General features: G+C 39.6%; 15 protein-coding genes. 14 read left to right on the top strand and 1 reads right to left on the bottom strand.

The genetic code is table 11. The features are described 5' to 3' along the window. The first annotated feature begins 940 nt into the window (after positions 1–940). The 5 genes from J8L73_RS09645 (at position 941) to ihfA (ending at position 6,474) form a co-directional block, all read left to right on the top strand. The gene (locus J8L73_RS09645; RefSeq protein WP_211016579.1) at positions 941–1,996 is read left to right on the top strand and encodes a DUF2066 domain-containing protein; all 1,056 of its coding nucleotides are present in this window, start codon (positions 941–943) and stop codon (positions 1,994–1,996) included. Next, complete coding sequence (gene hda / locus J8L73_RS09640; RefSeq protein WP_211016577.1) at positions 1,996–2,706, top strand: DnaA regulatory inactivator Hda; 711 nt, start codon at positions 1,996–1,998, stop codon at positions 2,704–2,706. The genes J8L73_RS09645 and hda overlap by 1 nt, the downstream gene beginning before the upstream one ends. A gap of 82 nt (positions 2,707–2,788) precedes the next feature. Continuing rightward, positions 2,789–3,769 (top strand): phenylalanine--tRNA ligase subunit alpha, encoded by a 981-nt coding sequence (pheS, locus tag J8L73_RS09635; RefSeq protein WP_211016575.1) that lies wholly within the window; start codon positions 2,789–2,791, stop codon positions 3,767–3,769. Positions 3,770–3,784: 15 nt separating this feature from the next. Next, complete coding sequence (gene pheT, locus J8L73_RS09630; protein ID WP_211016573.1) at positions 3,785–6,172, top strand: phenylalanine--tRNA ligase subunit beta; 2,388 nt, start codon at positions 3,785–3,787, stop codon at positions 6,170–6,172. Positions 6,173–6,174: 2 nt separating this feature from the next. Then, the gene (gene ihfA / locus J8L73_RS09625; RefSeq protein WP_002960690.1) at positions 6,175–6,474 is read left to right on the top strand and encodes an integration host factor subunit alpha; all 300 of its coding nucleotides are present in this window, start codon (positions 6,175–6,177) and stop codon (positions 6,472–6,474) included. Positions 6,475–6,561: 87 nt separating this feature from the next. Here the strand turns inward: ihfA and J8L73_RS09620 are convergent, their stop codons facing one another. Then, entirely contained in the window at positions 6,562–7,362 is an 801-nt protein-coding gene (locus J8L73_RS09620) for a DUF2989 domain-containing protein (protein WP_211016571.1), read from the bottom strand. Between the two features lie 175 nt (positions 7,363–7,537). On the opposite strand from J8L73_RS09620, the gene J8L73_RS09615 reads away from it, so the two are divergent. The 9 genes from J8L73_RS09615 (at position 7,538) to J8L73_RS09575 (ending at position 18,994) form a co-directional block, all read left to right on the top strand. Then, complete coding sequence (locus tag J8L73_RS09615) at positions 7,538–8,980, top strand: glyceraldehyde-3-phosphate dehydrogenase (protein ID WP_211000431.1); 1,443 nt, start codon at positions 7,538–7,540, stop codon at positions 8,978–8,980. A gap of 201 nt (positions 8,981–9,181) precedes the next feature. Next, positions 9,182–10,309 carry a M14-type cytosolic carboxypeptidase gene (locus J8L73_RS09610; protein WP_211016570.1) on the top strand — a complete coding sequence of 376 codons (1,128 nt, stop codon included), beginning with the start codon at positions 9,182–9,184 and terminating at the stop codon, positions 10,307–10,309. 197 nt (positions 10,310–10,506) lie between these two features. Next, the gene (locus tag J8L73_RS09605) at positions 10,507–12,135 is read left to right on the top strand and encodes an AGCS family amino acid carrier protein (protein WP_211016585.1); all 1,629 of its coding nucleotides are present in this window, start codon (positions 10,507–10,509) and stop codon (positions 12,133–12,135) included. Between the two features lie 59 nt (positions 12,136–12,194). Continuing rightward, positions 12,195–12,521: a zinc-ribbon domain-containing protein gene (locus tag J8L73_RS09600; protein WP_211000433.1), complete on the top strand. Its 327-nt coding sequence runs from the start codon at positions 12,195–12,197 to the stop codon at positions 12,519–12,521. Between the two features lies 1 nt (position 12,522). Further along, a complete protein-coding gene (locus tag J8L73_RS09595) occupies positions 12,523–12,804 on the top strand; it encodes a DUF1315 family protein (RefSeq protein ID WP_211016568.1) in 282 nt (93 codons plus the stop codon). Continuing rightward, a complete protein-coding gene (locus J8L73_RS09590) occupies positions 12,794–15,475 on the top strand; it encodes a DUF349 domain-containing protein (RefSeq protein ID WP_211016566.1) in 2,682 nt (893 codons plus the stop codon). Before J8L73_RS09595 ends, J8L73_RS09590 begins: the two co-directional genes overlap by 11 nt. A 96-nt stretch (positions 15,476–15,571) precedes the next feature. Then, entirely contained in the window at positions 15,572–16,129 is a 558-nt protein-coding gene (locus tag J8L73_RS09585) for a DUF1439 domain-containing protein (protein WP_211000436.1), read from the top strand. Positions 16,130–16,189: 60 nt separating this feature from the next. Then, entirely contained in the window at positions 16,190–17,494 is a 1,305-nt protein-coding gene (locus tag J8L73_RS09580) for an AarF/ABC1/UbiB kinase family protein (RefSeq protein WP_211016564.1), read from the top strand. A gap of 72 nt (positions 17,495–17,566) precedes the next feature. Next, the gene (locus J8L73_RS09575) at positions 17,567–18,994 is read left to right on the top strand and encodes a sigma 54-interacting transcriptional regulator (RefSeq protein ID WP_211016562.1); all 1,428 of its coding nucleotides are present in this window, start codon (positions 17,567–17,569) and stop codon (positions 18,992–18,994) included. Positions 18,995–19,276 lie beyond the last annotated feature (282 nt).

The raw sequence follows: 19,276 nt of genomic DNA, 5'->3' as shown, positions 1-19,276 counted from the left end.
TAATAGTCGGGCTTTTTTACGTCTGCAGAAAAGTGAAATGCGTGTAATTAACACATACTCATATCGCGACACAAAGATAGTGTAGCATTTGCTATGTGGCTCTCTACCGCTGTGGGCACTACGACATTATCAGGCTTCAAATAAGAGAAACCCGTTACAGCAATGTGACGGGTTGTTTGCTGTCTGGGGTTTAGTAAATAGCTATGAGCCCATGCCGTACTCAGTAGTGAAACAAAACAGCTCGAAGGCGAGCCCCGGCCAATGATAGTATCCCATTTGCTATGTGAAAGTAGGATATTACCAGGCTTCAAATAAGAGAAACCCGTTACAGCGATGTGACGGGTTTTTTACTGTCTGGGGTTTAGTAAATAGCGAAGAGTCCTTGCTGAACTCAGTAGTGGCAGCTTTTTCATGCCCTGTGCCACATGGCATTTTTATTCCTACACATCAAACAAAACAGCTCGAAGGCGAGCCCCGAGCAATGAGAGTATCCCATTTACTATGTGACTCTCCACCGCTGTGGGCACTATGACATTCTACTGCGTAGCGCACCGATTTCAAATTGTAGAAAGCTCGACTAGCAATAGTCGGGCTTTTTTACGTCTGCAGAAAAGTAAAATACGCACAGTTAATATACACTCATCAAGCCTCTATCACGAAGGTCGGGCATAGTGACTCCCGACGACAAAATCAAAATTTATCTACCTGACAAGTATCGCTTTTGCTATATGATCCACTACCTGTGTGCATAACATCAACCAATTCCTTAATGTTGTGAACATGTCGAGATCAAATCAAAGAGCTTTTATAGTAAGCACAAAGGTATAGTTATTATCTATATATTTACTAATCAGATAGTGTTCGATAACAAATATAATTTTGCTTTGTTACTGGCTTTGATTTAGGATCAAAACAGTTTAAAACCAAGAACTAATAGCCTGTGTATAGATTATTAATTAGTGCCATATCATTTATATTTTGTTTTTCTGTATCGGCGGTTGAAGTAACTGATCTGTATCAAGATATATTAAACGTCGATGATAAAACCAGAGATACGCGTTTAAGTGCGAGCCGTAAAGCATTGCTTAATGTTTTAGTTAAAGTGAGCGGTGTTGAAACTGCAGATCAAAATAAACTAGCGCAACAACGTACAAAAGATATTTCAGATTATATGCTCAAATTTGAGTATGACGAGCGAGCAAATGGTCAACTTAAATTAGTTGTTAAATTTGAAGCGCGTAAAATAAATGCGCTTATTAAAGAGCTCAATTTACCACTGTGGGGTGTTCAGCGACCACTCGTTGCTATTTGGTTAGGCATTGAAGACAATTGGCGCAGAGAATTAGTAACACAAGAAAGTTACCCGCAGTTAGAGCAGTTAATTTATGATAAAGCAGGACGCCGTGGCTTACCAGTTGTTGTGCCTTTGCTTGATTTACAAGACAGGCGCTTAGTAGGTGTACCTGAAGTTTGGGGGAATTTTTCTGAACCTGTTGAAGAAGCGTCTAAGCGTTATAGTGCAGAGCGAAGTATTACTGCAAGAATGTTTCAAGAACAAGACGGTGAAAATTGGATACTAGATTGGCGCTTTACTAACGATGATTTGTTCGAATCAAATAGATTAACGGGCGACAAGCAGCAAATTGTAGGGCAAATGATTGATACTCTCGCGCAAGGTCTTGCAAGCGAATATGCAATAGACCCAAATGCTTACTATCAGCAAGCTTCAGCAACACTAACTTTAAAAGAGACTAATAGCTTTGTTGATATCGAATTAGCAAAACGTAGATTACTTAGTTTAAGTGTTGTCACCGACGTAACTATTTTACGAAAAACTCCAGAGCTTGTTGAATTTAAGTTAAACCATACGGGCAGTGTAAACGATCTTAAAAAAGCACTTGGCCTAGATTCTGCTTTTAGAGACTACGTTGACCCACGTGCTTTTTATCATGTGGTTGATAAAAGTAGTTTAGAATATCAGTGGGTTGGCGAGTAATGCAACACGCTGAGCCTATGCAAATGGCTTTACCGGTCACCTTACCGGATGATGAAACCTTTGTATCATATTTTGGTGGTGAGGACTCGCTAGAGGTTAACCATTTAAAGGACAGCTTTTCAAAGTTATCTAAAACGTTTCAGTACACCTATTTATGTGGTTTAGGTGATTCAGGCAAGTCTCACTTGCTATATGCCACTTGTGTAAAAGCACAAGAGCGCGGGTTATCCAACATGCTATTATCAATGCGTGAAGTTATTGATTTTGGCCCGATGGTGCTCGATGGCTTAGAGGCACTCGATGTATTGTGTATTGACGATGTTCACTTAGTTGCTGGGAATGATCCTTGGGAAAAAGCATTATTTAATTTTTATAATCGCTTTAACGAACCCGGGAAAATGCTCGTAGTCACCGCTGACTTGCTTCCTGATATGCTCAATATTAGCCTTCCCGATTTAGAGTCTCGGCTAAAGTGGGGCACTACCTTTCAAATTCGTTCTATGAGCGATGATGACAAAGCCCAGGCACTTGTTAAGCGTGCGCATATGCGTGGATTGGAATTGAGCGATGAATGTGCACGGTTTTTACTAACGCGTTTAAGTCGTGATATGCGCGCTTTACTTGATGTACTAGACAAATTAGATCATGCATCTATGGCTGCACAGCGAAAATTAACAATTCCCTTTATAAAATCAACGTTAAAGCTGTAGTAGGTCTAGAATCTAGACCCTGCTTTCAGTTATCATTAGTCAATTAAATTGTAATCACCTTCTGTGAAAGATCAGGTATCGAATGAACTTAGAAAATATATTAGCGCAAGCACTTGAGGCGGTAGCCAGTGCCAGTGAAATCGCGCAACTAGAAGAGATCAGGGTTAACTACCTTGGTAAAAAAGGCGAAATCACTAGCTTACTTAAAACACTGGGTAAAATTGCTCCTGAAGAACGCAAAGAAGCAGGGCAGGTAATTAACCAAGCTAAGCAAGATGTTCAAGCTGCAATTAACGATAAGCGTGAGCTTTTAGCAAGTAAAGCATTAGAAGAAAAGCTAGCCGCTGAAACAATTGACATTACGTTACCTGGGCGTGTAATGCCAACAGGTGGATTGCATCCGGTAACACGAACAATTGAACGTATTGAAAGCTTTTTCGGTGAGTTAGGTTTTGAGGTTAAATCAGGGCCTGAGATTGAAGATGACTTTCATAACTTTGATGCATTGAATATCCCAGAGCATCACCCTGCGCGTGCTGATCACGATACCTTTTATTTCAATCCTAAATTAGTACTGCGTACACAAACAAGTGGCGTGCAAATTCGTACTATGGAAACAGAACAGCCACCGCTACGTATTATTTCACCAGGGCGTGTGTATCGTAACGATTATGACCAAACTCATACTCCTATGTTCCATCAGGTAGAAGGGTTAATGGTTGATACCGATGTAAGCTTTACTGAGCTTAAAGGTATTTTGCATGACTTTTTACGTAACTTTTTTGAAGAAGATATGGAAATTCGTTTCCGTCCTTCATTTTTCCCATTTACAGAACCATCTGCTGAAGTGGATGTTATGGGTAAAGACGGTAAATGGTTAGAAGTACTAGGCTGTGGCATGGTTCACCCTAACGTTCTTAAGTCGGTGGGTATTGACCCAGAAAAATACACTGGTTTTGCATTTGGTATGGGCGTAGAGCGCTTAACTATGCTGCGCTACGGCGTAAACGACTTACGTGCATTTTTTGAAAATGACTTAAAATTCCTAAACCAGTTCCGTTAAGAGTGAAATAATAAAATGAAATTTAGTGAAAAGTGGTTAAGAGAGTGGGTAAATCCTGCTATTGATACGCAAGCTCTTTCGGAACAGCTTTCTATGGCTGGTCTTGAAGTTGATGGAGTTGAGCCAGCAGCAGCCAAATTTAATGGTGTGCTAGTAGGCGAAGTGGTTGAATGTGGTCAGCACCCTGATGCAGACAAACTTCGTGTTACTAAAATTAACGTAGGTGGCGATGAGCTACTTGATATCGTTTGTGGTGCGCCAAACTGTCGTGAAGGCATCAAAGTCGCTGTTGCAACTGTAGGTGCTGTGTTACCTGGCGATTTTAAAATCAAAAAAGCAAAACTACGCGGTCAGCCGTCTCACGGTATGTTGTGTGCCTTTGTTGAGCTAGGTATTAGCGAAGAGGGCGATGGCATAATGGAATTGCCACTAGATGCACCGGTAGGCACTGATTTACGCGAATACTTAGGCCTTGATGACACCATTATTGATGTTGACTTAACACCAAACCGTAGTGATTGTTTAGGTATTAAAGGTCTTGCTCGTGAAGTAGGTGTTTTAAACAGTATTGATGTAAATGTATTACCTATTCCAGCTGTTACTCCAACGATTGACGATAAAGTATCTATTGAACTTGTGAACGAAGATGCATGCCCTCGCTACCTTGGTCGTGTGATAAAGGGTATTAACCTTGATGCAGAAACACCACTTTGGATGGTTGAAAAACTACGTCGTAGTGGCATACGTTCAATCGATCCGGTTGTTGATGTAACTAACTATGTATTACTAGAGCTTGGTCACCCAATGCATGCATTTGATTTAAATGCTATCGAAGGTGGAATTAAAGTACGTAGTGCAAATGCTGGTGAAGAGCTAGTACTACTTGATGGTAATACTGCTAAATTGAATGACTCTACACTTGTTATAGCCGATCATAATAAGGCACTTGCTATTGCCGGTATTTTCGGTGGAGAGCAATCAGGGGTTACTGAAAAAACAGCGGACATACTACTTGAAAGTGCTTTTTTCAATCCGGTAGCAATTGCTGGTCAAGCACGTAGTTACGGCTTACATACTGATGCATCACATCGTTATGAGCGTGGTGTTGATTTTGCACTACAACATGATGCTATGCAGCGTGCCACTGCTTTGTTACTTGAGATAGTTGGCGGTCAAGCAGGTCCTGTAGTGGAAGCTGTTGCGGCAGGTAAATTACCAAAAGTGACTGAAGTACGCCTTCGCCGTGCCCGTTTAGACCGTGTTATTGGCCATCACATCGATGATGCTAAAGTAACCGATATTCTGACTCGCTTAGGCCTTGATGTTAAAGTAGAAAATGATAGCTGGAGTGCAGATGTACCGAGTTACCGTTTTGATATTCGCATCGAAGAAGATTTAATTGAAGAAGTTGCGCGTGTATACGGTTATAACAGTATTCCAAATGTTGCACCTACTGCAAAACTCAAAATGACAACGCACGACGAGTCAACAATTGCGCTGAGTAAGTTTCGTAACACGTTAGTTACGCGTGGTTACCAAGAAGCAATTACTTATAGCTTTGTCGATCCTAAAGCACAAACTATTTTACACCCAGATAGTAATACGCTTGTATTACCGCATCCAATTTCAATTGAAATGTCGGCTATGCGTGTAAGCTTAATGCCTGGTTTATTGTCTTCAGTGGCCTATAACCAAAACCGCCAACAACCCCGTATTCGCCTATTTGAGCACGGTCTTAAATTTATTAGTGATGAAAGTGCTGAAAACGGTGTTTATCAGGTGCCAGTCCTTGGTGGGGTCATTACCGGTTTAGCACATGGTGAACATTGGGTTGAAGAAAAACGTAACGTTGATTTCTACGACTTAAAAGGTGATGTAGAAGCGTTACTTGCGATCACTAATGATGTTAGCCGTTTTGAAATTAAAGCAGAGCAGTCAGATGGACTTCACCCAGGCCAATCAGCAGTTATTTATGTTGATGGTAAAAAGGTTGGTTTTTTTGGTGCATTACACCCACAAGCGCAAAAGTCGTTAGATATCAATAACGCAACTTTTGTGTTTGAAATTGAAATGTCGGCAATCGAAAAAAGAAATTTACCAGAGGCAGTTGGGGTATCAAAATTTCCTTCAAATCGCCGCGACATCGCTATTTTAGTGGCCGACAGCGTTAAGTCTGGTGATATTTTAACCGCGATAGAAAAAGTTGGCGGAAATCAATTGGTTGACCTAAACTTATTCGATGTGTATAAGGGCAAAGGTATTGAGCCAAATTATAAGAGTTTGGCGATTGCTCTAACACTGCAAGCGGTTGATAGAACACTCGAAGAGAAAGACATCAATCTGGTAGTTGATAACGTGGTGGCCGAACTGGCTGATAAATTTAATGCATCGTTGAGGGACTAGATATGGCGCTTACTAAAGCCGACATAGCTGAACACCTATTTGAAAAACTGGGTATCAATAAAAAAGATGCCAAAGACTTAGTTGAAGCGTTTTTTGAAGAAATCCGCTCAGCGCTTGAAAAAGGTGAGCAAGTTAAGCTCTCCGGATTTGGTAATTTTGATCTTCGTGATAAAAAAGAAAGGCCAGGCCGTAACCCGAAAACAGGAGAAGATATTCCTATTTCGGCGCGTCGCGTGGTGACATTTCGACCAGGTCAAAAGCTTAAAACTCGCGTAGAGGTGGGTACAAGCAAGGCAAAATAAAAAAAGGCAGCGTAAGCTGCCTTTTATTTTTTAAGATTGCTAAGCATTTTAAATGCTGAGTTATTTTTGTCGTTGATTTTTAACTATCTAAAATTCTCTTGGTGAGACAAATTCACCATTTTGTATGTGCTCATATGTTTGTTGGGCAAGTGTATCTAAGCTCTCCAAACTTTTACCGTTACTCAGTAATTGATGCTCTATTGGTAATAAATCGATATTTTCAATGCCAGACATTTGCGCCACCTTCGAAAATATATATGCATGTTTAAATTTCTTATGCTTGTAAAATAGGCTAATAAGAGACGTATAAACCTCAGGGTTTGGTTCAATGCCTTCTTTGTTTAACTCCAGTGTTTTATAAAGCAAGTCTATCGTTTTTTCATCATCAAACTTCATATAGTAAGATGCTAGAAAAAATTGCATTTCTGCACTTTGGGTTACGCTTTTATCGTTCTCTAAAGTAAGTAATTTATTTAGCGCACCTTGGTTGTTATTTCGTGACCAATGGTAATAAAGTAGTCCTGGGTGGTTGGTTTTTTGAGTGTCTTGATATAAACGCGTTATCTCTTTGATACTGGTCAGTTGCCCTACAATGCGCGATGTTGTTTTAGATTTTAGCTTTTTATGCTCTATTTTTGCAGCTAACGTTATGCATTGATTATAAGACTCAAAACCTTTAAGTAATTGGTATTTGTTTTCATCTGTTGGTTTTTTATATTCAGTATAGCGTTTTAAAATAACTACCGAACGCTCATTTTTACAATGGCTGTCTTTATTTAGATCGCTACAAAATCCAGGCGTTTCTTTACAAACCTGAGCGAGTGTTAGTGGTTCATCACACCCTGTTAGCGCTAGCATCGTTAGTAACACGCTTGCTCTTAAAATCATCCCTTAACCCCAAGTGAATTTATACGTGACCATTCTAACGTAATCATTTGTGCTCTAACAGTAGAGAATAACTTAAGATTAACTTAGAATAGCCGTGCCTAAAGTGTATTACTCTCAAAATATAGTGCACTTTTGAAGGCTATCCGTTCAAAATGAAAAAATTTAGGTAAATAAAATGACCTCATCTCACGAGTTAGAATATACAAATAGTTGGCAAGAACGCCAAGATTACGCCGAAAGCATGCAACCTATCATTGGTAAGCTTTATCGTAACCGTGGCATAGAAATCGCTGTATATGGCCGTCCTCTCGTTAATGCCAGTACAATAGATATCATCAAGTCCCATAAAACTGTAGCACAGTTTGAAGGTACCAAGTTACGCTTACGTGAAAGCTTCCCGTTTTTAGAAGCGATTAGTAAAATGGAGCTAAATTCTGCCCGTATAGATATTGGTAAACTTGCTTATAGTTACTTGTATACTGATGCAGCTAATGGGCGTACGGTAGACGAGTTTGTAAAAGCTGAACTAGCAGAAATTGCGGATTTACCAGCTAAAGAGCCGCGTGATGTAGTACTTTATGGTTTTGGTCGAATAGGCCGCTTATTAGCACGTTTATTAATTGAAAAGTCAGGCCCATATGCCGATTTACGCTTACGTGCAATTGTTGTACGTGGTGGTAAAGATGGCGACCTAGAAAAGCGCGCTAGCTTATTACGTCGAGATTCAATCCATGGGCCTTTTAATGGTTCAATTACGATTGATAAAGAGCGTAATGCAATTAAAGCTAACGGTAGCTACATTCAAGTAATTTATGCTAACTCGCCAAGCGAAATTGACTACACAGCTTACGGTATCGAAAATGCGCTGATTGTTGATAACACAGGTATTTGGAAAGATGAAGCAGGCCTTGGTCAGCATCTAGAATGTAAAGGCGCTGCAAAAGTATTATTAACTGCACCGGCTAAAGGCAATATTAAAAACATCGTATATGGTGTAAATAACCAAGACATTTTACCTGCTGATAAAATTGTATGTGCAGCAAGTTGTACAACTAATGCCATTACGCCAACACTTAAAGCATTAAACGATAAGTTTGGTATTAATAACGGCCATGTAGAAACTGTGCACTCGTACACAAACGATCAAAACCTTATTGATAACTACCACAAAGCAGAGCGTCGCGGCCGTGCTGCAGCGCTTAACATGGTAATTACCGAAACAGGTGCAGCTAAAGCGGTTTCTAAAGCATTACCAGAACTTGAAGGTAAATTAACGGGTAACGCCATCCGTGTACCTACACCAAATGTATCGCTTGCTATTTTAAATCTTAATTTAGAAAAAGGGACATCGGTTGAAGAGCTTAACGCGTTTTTACGTGAAACAGCGCTTCACTCAGAACTTAGAGATCAAATTGACTATACTGCTTCTACAGAAATCGTATCTACTGATTTAGTAGGTAGCCGTTATGCAGGTGTTGTTGATTCACAAGCAACTATTGTTGAAGGCAACCGTGTAGTACTTTACGTTTGGTACGACAATGAATTTGGCTATAGCTGCCAGGTTGTTCGTTGTATGCGTGACATGGCAGAAGCTGCTTTCCCAAGCTTACCCCGCTAATTAAAGACTTCATAAACGAAGCCAGCTTATTTGCTGGCTTTTTTAGTCGCGTAATATTTTTTAAAGTGCACCCTGTGTGATAGGCTTTAATTATTGAGATGCATAATATGGTTAACTTCTAATTATGTATTTTGCTATTCATAAAATAGTTTTAGTTCTGCGTATTGAGCAGATAAATGTATTCTACCTTAAGGTTTTTTCATGAAAATCAGCAGCAATTTTGATAGTGGTAACATTAAAGTTATCGAAGCCACCGATCCTTTAAATATTCAATTAGAGATTAATAGCGATCACCAATCTGAGTTTTATCAGTGGTTTCACTTTCGTCTTGAAACAACGCCTTACCAATTGCATAAATTAAATATTAATAACCTTGAAAAGTCAGCATATCCAGATGGCTGGGATGGGTATCAAGCCGTTGCATCTTATGACCGTCAAACATGGTTTCGCGTGCCTTCTAATTACGAAAATGGCACGCTTACATTTGAGCTAGAGCCAGAAAGCGGCAGTGTTTACTTTGCGTATTTCGCGCCTTACAGCTATGAACGTCATTTAGATTTACTATCGTGGGCGCAAAGCGAAGAGCTCTGTCAATTACAAACCCTTGGCGAAACACTTGATGGTCGCGATATGAGCGTACTTAAAATTGGCCAACCAAGCGAAGATAAAAAAATAATCTGGATCACAGCACGCCAACACCCAGGTGAAACTATGGCAGAGTGGTTTGTTGAAGGCTTGTTGCATAAATTACTTGATGATGAAGACCCGCATGCAGCAGCGCTTTTATCTAAAGCGGTTTTTTACATCGTGCCAAACATGAATCCAGATGGCAGCGTACGTGGGCACCTTCGTACTAATGCTAAAGGCGTTAACTTAAATCGTGAATGGCAAACACCTAGCATGGAAAATAGCCCTGAGGTTTACTTAGTGCTTAATAAAATGCGCGAAACAGGCCTAGACATGCACCTAGATATACACGGTGATGAAGCAATTCCGTATAACTTTGTTGCAGGTAGTGAGGGTATCCCAAGTTACGATGATCGTTTGAAAGATTTAGAAGATAGCTTTAAAGCGGCGCTTTTAACTATTACTCCAGAATTTCAGGACGAGCACGGCTATGACAAAGATGAACCAGGTAAGGCAAATTTAACTGTTGGCTCATCAGCCACAGCAGAAGAGTTTAAAGCACTTACTTATACCATTGAGATGCCGTTTAAAGACAATAACGACCTACCAGACCCAGATTATGGCTGGTCTGACCGCCGTTCGTATCAATTTGGTCAAGATACTTTAGCGGCAATCGTAAATGTCGTTGATAAACTGAGATAAATTAGTATAAGGTAAGGGCAACAATAAAATGTTGCCCTTTTTTATTACAAAATTTACAAATAATAAAAATTAGCAATAACAGCGTTATCGTATTATTTGGCTAAAACTGAGTAATACACAATCAACAGTCTCAATTAAAATAATAAGAGGAATTCAGCGTGGATGTATTTGGACAATTTTTAGATAGTCTCGATGGTATGTTAGGGGGGGCCGTATGGTTTCCTTACATACTATTAGGGGTTGGTTTATTTTTTACTGTTTATTTAAAGTTCCCACAAATTCGTTATTTCAAACATGCGTGTAAAGTTGTTACCGGTAAGTTTGATAAAAAAGGCACTGAGGGTGATACAACACATTTTCAAGCTCTTGCTACTGCGCTCTCTGGTACTGTGGGCACAGGTAACATTGGTGGTGTAGCACTTGCAATTTCTATCGGTGGTCCAGCAGCTCTATTTTGGATGTGGATGACCGCTTTTTTCGGTATGACAACCAAATTTGTAGAGGTAACGCTTTCACACAAATACCGCGAAAAAACAGAAGACGGCACCATGTCGGGTGGCCCTATGTATTACATGGACAAGCGCTTAAACATGAGATGGCTTGCCATTTTATTTGCAGTTGCAACGGTAATTAGCTCATTCGGTACAGGCAGCTTGCCACAAATTAATAATATAGCCCAAGGCATGGAAGCTACATTTGGTTTTGCACCAATGGCAACGGGTGCTGTCTTATCTATTTTATTAGCACTTGTTATTTTGGGTGGTATTAAGCGTATTGCAGCTATTACCTCACGCGTAGTACCGCTAATGGCCGCGGTTTACATTATTGGTGCACTTGCCGTTATTTTTTACAATATCGAAAATATCGGTCCTTCTTTTGCGTCAATCTTTATGGATGCCTTTACTGGTTCTGCAGCAGCTGGCGGCTTTTTGGGGGCATCGTTCGCTTACGCATTTAATAAAGGTGTAAACCGAGGTTTGTTTTCAAATGAGGCAGGTCAGGGTTCTGCGCCAATTGCCCATGCATCAGCAAAAGCAGATGAACCGGTATCAGAAGGCATAGTATCTATACTAGAACCGTTTATTGATACCATTATTATTTGTACACTTACAGGCCTAGTTATTTTGTCTTCAGGTGTGTGGAATGAAAAATTTGAAACACACTTTGAACGCTCTTCGATGAGCATCATTAAAGGTGACTACTCTGAAACAAACGAAGCGCAGCGTGCTGAGTTATATAACTACCTAAACAATAACGATAGTAACATTGAGTTATTTACAGGTAATATTGAAGTGGTAAATGGAGTTTCAACCACAACAGGCTATACCGTTATTAACTCGCGTTCAATTGCTGAAGATGTTCGTTTTGGTTTAACAGAAAAGCATAAGTATACCGGTATAGTTGAAGTGACAAATGGTATGCCAACTGACGACAGTATTAGCTTAGTCGGTAAATCGTTAGTGCATTCAGCAGAACTTACCACTAAAGCATTTACTCGAGGCTACTTTGGCGAAAGCGGGCAATACATTGTATCTATTGGTTTGTTGTTATTTGCATTTTCGACCGCTATTGCGTGGTCGTACTACGGTGATCGTGCGATGATTTATTTACTCGGCCATCGCTCAGTAATGCCGTACCGTGTATTTTATGTTGCCGCGTTCTTTTGGGCTTCGTTTGCCGATACCACTTTAGTATGGAAATTAGCAGCTGTGGCCATTGTCGTTATGACACTCCCTAACTTATTCGGCATTATGTTGTTACGTAAAGAAATGAAACAGTCAGTAGATGACTACTGGGTAAAATTCAAAAAAGACAACGAGAAATAAAACACGTACAATAAAAGGCGCCGCAAGGCGCTTTTTTTATGCGTAGTATGGAGAGATGTATGGCGATTACTCGTTGCCCCAAATGTGCAAAATCAATTTCAGACAAACATAAGCAGTGTCCGCATTGCGGTAGTAGTATTTCAGAGCTTAACGACGAGCAAGTTTTGCAGCTGCAACGTGAGCAGCGAATTAAAAAACGCCAGATGTTTATGAATCACTCTTTTTTGGCGCTAATCTTATTTTTAGGTGGTTTTTTCTGCTTGTACTTTTTACAACCGCAAGAAGAAACTCTTGAGTGGTACGCCTACACAATTGCAATTGGAGTAGGGTGTATTTGGTATCTTATCAATCGAATTATTTTAGTATCTCTAAAAAAGAAAAAGTGACATGAATATCGACAATCTAGTACAAAACATTACTCCCGAATTATTTGAACGCTTACAGTACGGTGCTGCAACAGGAAGATGGCCTGATGGCACTGTTTTATCACAAGAGCAAAAGCAGCAAACTGTGCAGTTAGTTATGTTGTACCAAGCGAAAGTGGCTAAATCAAACGAGCAATTTACTATTGGCGCAAATGGCGAAATGATCCAAAAAACAAAAGCACAACTACAAAAAGAATTTAAATCAGACAACGAAATAGCTAGGTTTAGTGAACATGATCTTTAAGCACCTTTTTACACCGAAATGGAAACACCCAAAGCAGCAAGTTCGTCTTGATGCAATTGAAAACCTAGATGTGCAGCGCGATGCTACAATTTTAAATACATTAGCCCTTGAAGATAATTCGGCCGAAATTCGTCGTAAAGCGCTTCAAAAAATGAACGATTTAGCACTGTGGTGGAAAGCATATAAACAAGATCAAGCGTTAAAAGATGTTGCAGAACAACAAATATCAAATGCAGTACTAAGCGACGAAAGCGCACTTTCGTCACATATTAAAAGTGAATACATTGAGCGTTTTGCGCCGGTTAAAACACTTGAAAAACTAGCATTTGCTGAAAAAGAGCTTCAAGTACGGGTTAAACTTTTAAAGCGTTTGGCTAACCCTAAACTTATCGAAAAAGCATTCAAAGAAGGCAGTGAAGAGTTACAAGTTCATTTAGTCGAGCTTGTTATAACGCATCAGCTTACTAAGCCTTTATTAAAACACGCTAAAGGTAGTGCTAAGCAAAGCTTAGAAACACATATAGAAAATGAACGTTTGGCAATAGAAATGCCAGCGCAAGTAGAGGCTTCTACACGTGTAATTTTAGCGAAGTTAAATGCACTTCGTGATAAAACAGACTATGCAATAGTGAATCCTCAAGCGAGTGATTTAATGGCGCAGTGGCAAGCTTTAGAGCTTAAATGGTTAAGTGCAGATCACGTCAAAACACTTGATGCTAAGTACATCAGTATTACCGACAAGCTTGATGCACATATTGCAGTACTAAAAGAGCAACATGATAAAGAGCAAGAAAAACTAGCTTTACAACAACGTCAGTTACTCGCGCTTGCAACGCTTGAAGCAATAAGTGAAGAAATAGAAAATGCATTACAGTTAGGGCTAGAAACGCCAGAGCAAATTCAACAAGATTGGTTAGATGCAAAAGTAGCTCAAGCTAAGCAATCGCTAAGCGATTCACAACTTGCTAATGATGCGCAGTCTAAACAAGTAATTAATAAGCTAGAAAAATTATTTACTCAAGTTGCTAAGTTACCAGAGCTTACAAATGCAATTAAAGAGTATAAATTAGCCTATGCGGTACTGTGTGACATACAGCCGGCTGAGCAATTAAGTGATTACGATGACTCTTTAAATGCCTTTAATAATGCGTTTAAAGCTGCACGTAATCATTTAAATGCACTTGATGGTTCACTTGCACAAAGCTTTAAAACACAGCTAAATGCAAATAAAAAGCAATTTTTAGCTGCTATGAGTGAATTAACTAAGCCACTTGAAAAAAATCAAAGCCAAGCTAAACGTAAAGCACGTGATGTAAAACGCCTAATTGAAGAAGGCCGTTTTAATGTCGCTTTTGGTGTGTTTAAAGGCTTTGAAGAGCTATTTAATACACTCACTGCGCATTATCAACAGCCATTAGTAAATATTAAAGCAGAACTTGAAGCGCAACTTGCAGATGCTAAAGACTGGCAAAAATACGCAGCAGCGCCAAAGCGTGAAGCGCTACTTGAAGAAGTAACGGCTTTAGTTGGTGAAGAGTGTACCGATCCGCAGCAACGCGCAGATTTAGTAAAAACACTGCGTAAACGTTGGAATGAGTTAGGACGCCTTGATACTGAGCAAGAAAAGCAACAAGGCGAGCAGTTTGATGAAAAAATTGAGCAGCTATTTGCACCGTGTCGTAGCTACTTTGCAGAGCAAGAAGTAGCAAGAGAAGCCGCTAAAACTCAGCGTAAAACTATAATCGCTGATATGAGCGCTTTACTGGCTGCGCCTTCGGCTGACGATGGCTTTGACTGGAAGCAATATGAGAGCCAATACAATCGCTTAAACAAAGCATGGCGCAGTGTAGGTAAAGTTGACCCTAAAACATACCGCGTATTAAACGAACGTTACAAAAAAGAGCAACAGCAAGTACTTGCAACACTTAATGCATTTCATAAAGCAAATGCAGATCAAAAAAATGAACTCGTTGAAAAAGCGCAGCAACTATCACAAAGCGATGACCTTGCAAGTGCATGCCAAGAACTAAAACAGCTTCAACAGCAATGGCAAACAATAGGCTTTGCAGGTTTAAAAGCTGAAAACGCATTGTGGCAAAAGTTTCGCCAATTTAATGATGAAACCTTTACTAAACGTAGCAGCGAATTTGAAGAGCAAAAACTTGCTCAAAGCGAAAGCGATAAACAAGCTGCAGTTGAACTGACCGAACTTGAAGATGCACTTGATAATGTGAATCAAAAAGCGCAATTGCATGATCTAGAAACTAAAGTGAAAGGTTACGCTCAATACAAATCACTCACAGGTAAAGTAAACAGCCTACTTGAAGCGATAGAGCACAAGTTAGCATTGCTTCATAGCCAAGCAGAACAAGCTAATTTAGATGCACTATTTAGCGCCATTGAAAATAACGATGTATTGCCAAGCCAATACCAAACATCGTTAATAACATCACTGAGCCGTGAGCAATTACTTACTAGAATGGAAATTTTAGCCAACGTGAGCTCAGAAAATACATCGCTTAGAATGGCTGAACAAGTTGCAATGCTAGATGATAAACACCGTGGTGAACATGCTGATTTAAACTATTATTTAAAGCAGTTGTTAGCGCTCAGTAAGGGTTCAGTTGAGCCTGAGACACTAGCTAAAATTAAAACAATTTTTACAGCATAATAATGTAATACACCTGTACTAAATACAGGTAATGCATTGTAAAAGCCGCTGTTAAAGCGGCTTTTTTATAATTAAAATTTTATATAAGGGATCCTCATGAGAGTATTACTACTGATTGCAACAACACTATTTTTAACGGCATGTAACACAACCCAAGGTGTATCTGTTTACTCGTTTACTAACTCAGAAGTTGAAACCGTATTAGGTAAGCAATTACCAAAGCTAAGCGAAAAAGTGAGCTTGATGGGATTGCCTGTTCAGTTTGACGTAAACGATTTAAGTGTCAACATTGGCCCAGACAACCGCGATGTAGTTGTACTAGGTGCTGACTCAAGCGCTGAAATTAACGCTTTTGCGCTTAAATACCCGGTACGTTTACAGCTGCAAATAGAAGGTAGCCCGTTTTACGATAGTGAGAAAAAAGCGGTTTTTTTACGTAATGTAAAGCTACTTGATTCAAGCGTAGACGCCGGTGGCTTTAAAGGTAATTTAGCTGCGCTTGACAGCCAAGCTATGGAAGTAATTAACGCTTTTTTAGCGGTTAACCCTGTTTATACGTTAAATATGGACGACCCTAAAATAATGCTACTTAGTAAACTACCCCTTGATATGAAAGTGGCTGAGGGTGCAATTAAATTAGTACCTCGCCTTTAAGTAGATCTAGCGCGGCGGCATTTACGTATTTATAAAACTTATTTTATTAGGTTTTAAATTATGGCCGCACCGCGCAGCATTCCTACCTCACGACTCTCTCGATTTACAAAGCTAGGTTCTTTAGCCAGTGGCGTTGCTGCCAATATGCTAATAGAGGGTACTAAAAGTGCTTTAAGTGGCAATGGCTGGGATAATAAAAGCTTACTGCTACAGCCTAAAAATATTGAAAAACTAGCCACCCAGCTTGCACATCTTAGAGGGGCGGCAATGAAGCTTGGCCAATTACTCTCAATGGATGCTGGTGAGCTACTAAGCCCTGAACTTACAAAGCTATTAGCACTACTTCGATCAGATGCTAACCCTATGCCTCATAAACAGTTAATTGCAGTGTTAAAACAGCAGTGGGGAGATCATTGGCTTGAGAGATTTTCACATATTGAGTTAAGGCCTTTTGCTGCAGCCTCTATTGGGCAGGTGCATTTAGCTTATCAAGAAAATGGCGAAAAACTGGCAATCAAAATTCAGTACCCAGGTATCGGCAAAAGTGTAGAAAGTGACGTTGATAACGTTATATCGCTTTTAAATATAGCTCGCCTAATTCCTAAAGATTTGGATATAAAGCCGTTGGTAAGTGAGGCTAAAGCACAATTACTCGCTGAGGCTGATTATGCTTTAGAGGCACATTTTATTACAAAGTATCACTATCTTTTAGCTGAAGACAAACGCTTTATCGTTCCTAAAGCATACACCGAGCACAATACTAAACAAATTTTGGCAATGCAGTATGTAAAAGCCTCACCTATCGAAACACTCAATGACTTAGCACAAAATGAGCAAAATCAGGTGGCTGCGGCACTTATTGATTTATTTTTTAAAGAAATGTTTGAGTTTAAGCTTATTCAAACTGATCCAAACTTTGCCAATTTTCATTATCAACGCGAGAGTAAAAAAATAGTGCTATTTGATTTTGGCGCCACGCGAGAAATATCCATGCAATTGAGTCAAGCTTACCTATCTTTGTTTAAAGCAGGGAGTGAAAACAACAGAGCAGGGGTGTTAGCCGCTGCAACTCAAATAGGTTACTTTAAAGATGATATTGTAGATAGTTATAAAAATCATGTAATTGACTTATTTTTAATGGCGTGTGAGCCGTTAAGAGTCGATGGTGATTTTGCCTTTAAAAACAGCACGTTGGCTAACAGTATTAAAAATGCAGGGCTTGAGCTGAGCGCTCAATCGCAGCAATGGCACACCCCACCTGTCGATGCGCTTTTTATTCATCGTAAATTAGCTGGGCTTTATTTAATTGCAGCAAAGCTAAATGCAAAAATAAATATTAAAGCGTTATTTAAGCCTTATATTTAATTGCTTGTTATTCAACTGAACAATAGACTGGTTTATGGCATAATGCTCGCGATATTTCGCGAGGTGATTGCAATGATAAAACAATTTTTAAACGACCCTAAACTATTACTTAATGCGGTAGGTGAGGGGATTTATGGTTTTGACTTATCCGGCAATGCTGTATTTGTAAACCCTGCAGCTGAGCGCATGACCGGTTGGAAAGCCGATGAATTGCTTGGTAAAAAAATACACCAATACCATCACCATAGCCACGCAGACGGCACACCTTATCCTGCAGACGAGTGCCAAATATATTGCACTATGTTTGATGGCAAACGTCGCGAGATCAAAAATGAAGTATTTTGGCGAAAAGACGGCAGTTCATTTGCTGTAGAGTACACGTCAACGCCTGTTTATCGCAATGATGAGCTGATAGGTGCTGTAGCGGTATTTCGCGATATATCAGCGCAGCAGCGTACACAAAACGAGTTACATAATGCACTTGCACAAGTTAAACATTTAAGCGAGCAGCTTAAAGATGAAAACAGTTATTTAATAGCTGAGCTTAATGAAGACTGGCAAGACTCTGGTTTAGTTGGGCAAAGCCATATTTTTCAAACCATGCTTGAGCAAATAAAGCTAGTAAGCGAGACCGACAGTACCGTATTAATACTTGGCGAAAATGGCACAGGCAAAGAACTAGTCGCACGTAACTTGCACCGTTTAAGTAAGCGTAACAATCAAGCTTTTATAAAAGTAAATTGTGCTGCGTTTACGCCTAGCTTATTAGAGTCAGAGCTATTTGGGCACGAAAAGGGGGCTTTTACAGGCGCTAGTGAGCGGCGCAAAGGCCGCTTTGAACTAGCTGATAAAGGCACATTATTTTTAGACGAAATTGCAGAGCTGCCATTAGAAGCGCAGAGTAAATTGTTAAGAGTGTTACAAGAGCAAGAGTTTGAGCGCGTTGGCGGCAGCACAACACTTAAAGTAAACATTAGGGTAATAGCGGCAACTAACCGTGATTTATGGCAAATGGTGCAAAAGGGCAGTTTTAGAATCGATTTATATTACCGGCTCAATGTATTTCCTATTACAGTACCTGCGCTTAAAGACCGAAAAGAAGACATTCCATATTTGTGCACCAATTTAATTACTCAGCTGAATAAGCGTCTTGGAAAACAATTAAGTGGTTTGAGCAAAAAGGCAATTAGCCAATTACAAGCATATGACTGGCCAGGTAATATTCGCGAGTTACAAAATGTACTTGAACGCGAAGCTATTTTATCTAAACACCAGGTACTTAAGTTAACTCAGCCGTTAACGCTAAAAGATCAGCACCCAATCAATCCCGCCCTTACCCTCGATGAGGCACAAAAACAACATATTATAAGTGTACTTGATCTATCGCATTGGCAAATATCGGGCGATAAAGGCGCTGCTGCTAAGCTGGGCTTGCCAGAGAGCACCCTAAGATCAAAAATGCGTAAGCTAGGAATTATACCAATCCGCAATAATACTTAATCATTTTTAGGGGCTAAAAGTGTTGCTATCTGCGTTAAAAAATTCTCATTTAGAACAACTAAATAGCGAATTTTTTGCCTAGCTATCAACACGTTTATCTGTCCTCAAAATAGATCACTTAATTAAGTGGATTGGTATTAATAATAATTCGTGATATATCACGATTTACGTTTTATTTCGCGAAAGTGTGTTTTTATTAATCTTTAATAATTGTTTAATATCAATGGTTTAATTTAACATTCAGGGTGGTCTGAAAGTTGCAAAAGCTTACTTAATACCGTC

It is taken from the genome of Pseudoalteromonas sp. MMG006, from assembly GCF_018101025.1.
Taxonomy (GTDB): Bacteria; Pseudomonadota; Gammaproteobacteria; order Enterobacterales; family Alteromonadaceae; genus Pseudoalteromonas.
Note: the sequence above shows the minus strand (reverse complement) of the source record. Positions and strands in the feature narration are given on the sequence as shown.

What these genes read in the sequence shown, in the direction of transcription:
- J8L73_RS09600 (WP_211000433.1), top strand. Translation starts at nt 12,195, where the DNA reads ATGGCGATTACTCGTTGCCCCAAATGTGCAAAATCAATTTCAGACAAA.
- pheS (WP_211016575.1), top strand. Translation starts at nt 2,789, where the DNA reads ATGAACTTAGAAAATATATTAGCGCAAGCACTTGAGGCGGTAGCCAGT.
- J8L73_RS09610 (WP_211016570.1), top strand. Translation starts at nt 9,182, where the DNA reads ATGAAAATCAGCAGCAATTTTGATAGTGGTAACATTAAAGTTATCGAA.
- J8L73_RS09605 (WP_211016585.1), top strand. Translation starts at nt 10,507, where the DNA reads ATGTTAGGGGGGGCCGTATGGTTTCCTTACATACTATTAGGGGTTGGT.
- J8L73_RS09580 (WP_211016564.1), top strand. Translation starts at nt 16,190, where the DNA reads ATGGCCGCACCGCGCAGCATTCCTACCTCACGACTCTCTCGATTTACA.
- hda (WP_211016577.1), top strand. Translation starts at nt 1,996, where the DNA reads ATGCAACACGCTGAGCCTATGCAAATGGCTTTACCGGTCACCTTACCG.
- J8L73_RS09615 (WP_211000431.1), top strand. Translation starts at nt 7,538, where the DNA reads ATGACCTCATCTCACGAGTTAGAATATACAAATAGTTGGCAAGAACGC.
- J8L73_RS09595 (WP_211016568.1), top strand. Translation starts at nt 12,523, where the DNA reads ATGAATATCGACAATCTAGTACAAAACATTACTCCCGAATTATTTGAA.
- J8L73_RS09585 (WP_211000436.1), top strand. Translation starts at nt 15,572, where the DNA reads ATGAGAGTATTACTACTGATTGCAACAACACTATTTTTAACGGCATGT.
- J8L73_RS09620 (WP_211016571.1), bottom strand. Translation starts at nt 7,362, where the DNA reads ATGATTTTAAGAGCAAGCGTGTTACTAACGATGCTAGCGCTAACAGGG.
- J8L73_RS09575 (WP_211016562.1), top strand. Translation starts at nt 17,567, where the DNA reads ATGATAAAACAATTTTTAAACGACCCTAAACTATTACTTAATGCGGTA.
- ihfA (WP_002960690.1), top strand. Translation starts at nt 6,175, where the DNA reads ATGGCGCTTACTAAAGCCGACATAGCTGAACACCTATTTGAAAAACTG.
- J8L73_RS09590 (WP_211016566.1), top strand. Translation starts at nt 12,794, where the DNA reads ATGATCTTTAAGCACCTTTTTACACCGAAATGGAAACACCCAAAGCAG.
- pheT (WP_211016573.1), top strand. Translation starts at nt 3,785, where the DNA reads ATGAAATTTAGTGAAAAGTGGTTAAGAGAGTGGGTAAATCCTGCTATT.